Genomic DNA, 2,151 nt, shown 5'->3' on the forward strand with positions numbered 1-2,151 from the left:
TCCGGCGGCCCGGTGGGCATCGTTCACCGTCTGCCGGTCGGCGGGTGAACGCGATGTGCACCTCGCGTTCGGTGTGCACATCGCATTCACCGCCGCCGACCGGACCGAGCCAGAAGTGCGGGAAACCGTCCGGCCCGCAGAGGCCGATCACGAGCCCGCCGTCGCGCTCATGCCTCATTGCCTCGCGGACGCCGAGGGCGTTGAGCGCAGCCGTGTAGAACTCGGCCGACTTGGCAGGGTCTGCAACCTGGATCGAGATGTGATCGAGCATCGAATCCCTCAGTTCGCCGTGAGAAGGCGGCACCGCACTCTTTCGCCAGCCTATCGCCTGCGTTCCGCGCAATTCAGCCTGACCGGCCCCCGGTCTCCTCATCTCCGACCCACGGTGCAGAGTAGGCCGCCGCGCCAGCTGATGGGCCGGTTGCTTCACGTCCGCCGCCTTCGTCAGGCGGGTGTGTCAATGTGGTGGTCGGCGTGAGAATGGCATGGCCCTTCGTCACTCATGCCAGCAACGAGTGAGCACCGCCCGTCAGCGTCAACGACCAGATCGATGCGCCTGCGCCACTGACACTCAGCTTGATCTTTATCCTCGCTGCTGTTTCAGGCGGACGTGTTCGGTGAGGGTTTCGGCTCGTTTCACGGTCTTCCTGGGCTCGTGGCGTGGGGCTGGCCTGCGGTTCTTCGAGCCGAGTGGGCGTCCGGGCCCGGGCCGGGACGGTTTGGGCACGCCTGCGGGTCGGGTGGTCTTCGCGCGGAGGTGGCGGAACCCCCAGCGGACCCGGGCGGGGGTGAGACGACGGGGCTCGGCCGGCCGTTCCCAGGGGCGACGGAGGTCCTCGGCGAGGGGGCGGGCGAGGCGGAGCTGGCTGTGGGCGGCGATGATCAGCCAGGTCCACAGGTCGGCGGTCGCGGGGTCGCGGACCTTCGGGGCGGTCCAGCCGAGGGTCTGCTTGAACAGCCGGAAGGTGTGTTCAAGATCGAATCTGCGGAGGAAGGCCTGCCAGCGCACGTCGACGTCCTCGGTGGTCATGCCGGTGCGTGAGGACCACAGCCAGACCGGCTTCGGGTCCCGGTCTCCGGGCAGGTGGTCGACCTTGAGGCGGATCAACGTGCCGTGGATCAGGGGGAGTTCGCCGCAGTGGTCGAGCCAGGGGCCACGGGCCTGGAGGCGGGGGTGCATCCGGTCCCAGGCCAGAGCTTCCGCCGTGCCGTATCGGGTGGTGTCGGTACTCGTGGCGGCGTCGGGGGTGTGCCACGTCTCGGGGATCCCGCCGTTGCCGCGGGGTCCCACGCCGTCCCTTTCTACGCCCGACTCAGGTGCTTGGCGGGCGGCTTCCTCGGCGGCCGGGTGTTCGCCCGTTACTGTCAGGGGCCGGAGGAGGTGCTGCCTCTGTGCGGTCTGCGTTTGGAGGGCGTCGACTGCGTCAGTTTCGACCGCCTGCACGTGCGGGATGTCCGGCTGGTCATGGGCAGTTCCAGGTCTCTGGCCGGAGGGGCGATTCCGTCCGGGCCGCTGTTCCCGCGCGCGTCCCTGCTGGTGCACGGCGAGGAGCTGGGGACCTTCGCCTTGCCGCACCTGATGCGGTGGGCCTGGTACGTGGACGGCGGCATGGAGGGTGTGCCCGGGGACCGCATCGCAGCCTTCGACGCGGACGTGGAACTCGGCGTCGGTGTGAGCCTGCTGTGGACGCCCGGCCACACCGACGGTCCGTGGTCACCGTGCCGCTCGGGGAGCGGCTGGGCCTGCCGGCGCCCGTGCTGATGACCCTCGTCGGGGTGGTCATCGCCCTGCTGCCCTTCGTACCGGACGTCGCCGTACCGCCCGAGTACATCGACGGCATCTGGGTCTCCTCGCAGATCGGTGTGGCGGCCGACGACTGGCAGCCCGGGCTCTCCCGGGTCCCCGGGGTCGGGCGGCACGCGTGGTTCTTTGGGTACGAGATCGTGCCCGACGCCAACGCCAACGCCAACGCCAATGCCCTCGAGGACTTTCTCGACCGGTACGATTCCATGGTCAGGGAGGAGACGCGTCCCGACCGCGGCGCCCGGGATTTGCGCTGGCTGCAGATCCTGCCGTCCTCGGAGATCGCCCGCTGGGAGCGGCGGTGGCCGGTGTGGCCCAGGTACTGGCACGGCGGGCTGCGCTGCGGG

The 2,151-nt window shown here is 69.8% G+C and carries 2 protein-coding genes and 2 pseudogenes; 2 read left to right on the forward strand and 2 right to left on the reverse strand.

The features are described from left to right. Together ABT078_RS42425 and ABT078_RS42430 are read right to left on the reverse strand one after the other, a co-directional pair. Positions 1 to 430 (reverse strand): VOC family protein (locus ABT078_RS42425; protein WP_351237816.1); only part of this gene is annotated, 430 nt, incomplete at its 3' end. Positions 431 to 583: 153 nt separating this feature from the next. Then, a pseudogene (locus ABT078_RS42430) lies at positions 584 to 1,348 on the reverse strand (NF041680 family putative transposase); the annotation flags it as partial. Here ABT078_RS42430 and ABT078_RS42435 point away from each other — a divergent pair. Then, on the forward strand, positions 1,322 to 1,762 hold the full coding sequence (locus ABT078_RS42435; protein WP_351237818.1) for an MBL fold metallo-hydrolase: 441 nt from the start codon (positions 1,322 to 1,324) through the stop codon (positions 1,760 to 1,762). The pseudogene ABT078_RS42430 and the gene ABT078_RS42435 sit on opposite strands and share 27 nt — an antisense overlap. Beyond that, positions 1,762 to 2,151, forward strand: a pseudogene (locus ABT078_RS42440) (hypothetical protein); the annotation flags it as partial. The gene ABT078_RS42435 and the pseudogene ABT078_RS42440, both read left to right, overlap by 1 nt.

Source organism: Streptomyces sp. NPDC002133 (assembly GCF_040296405.1).
Classification (GTDB): domain Bacteria; phylum Actinomycetota; class Actinomycetes; order Streptomycetales; family Streptomycetaceae; genus Streptomyces.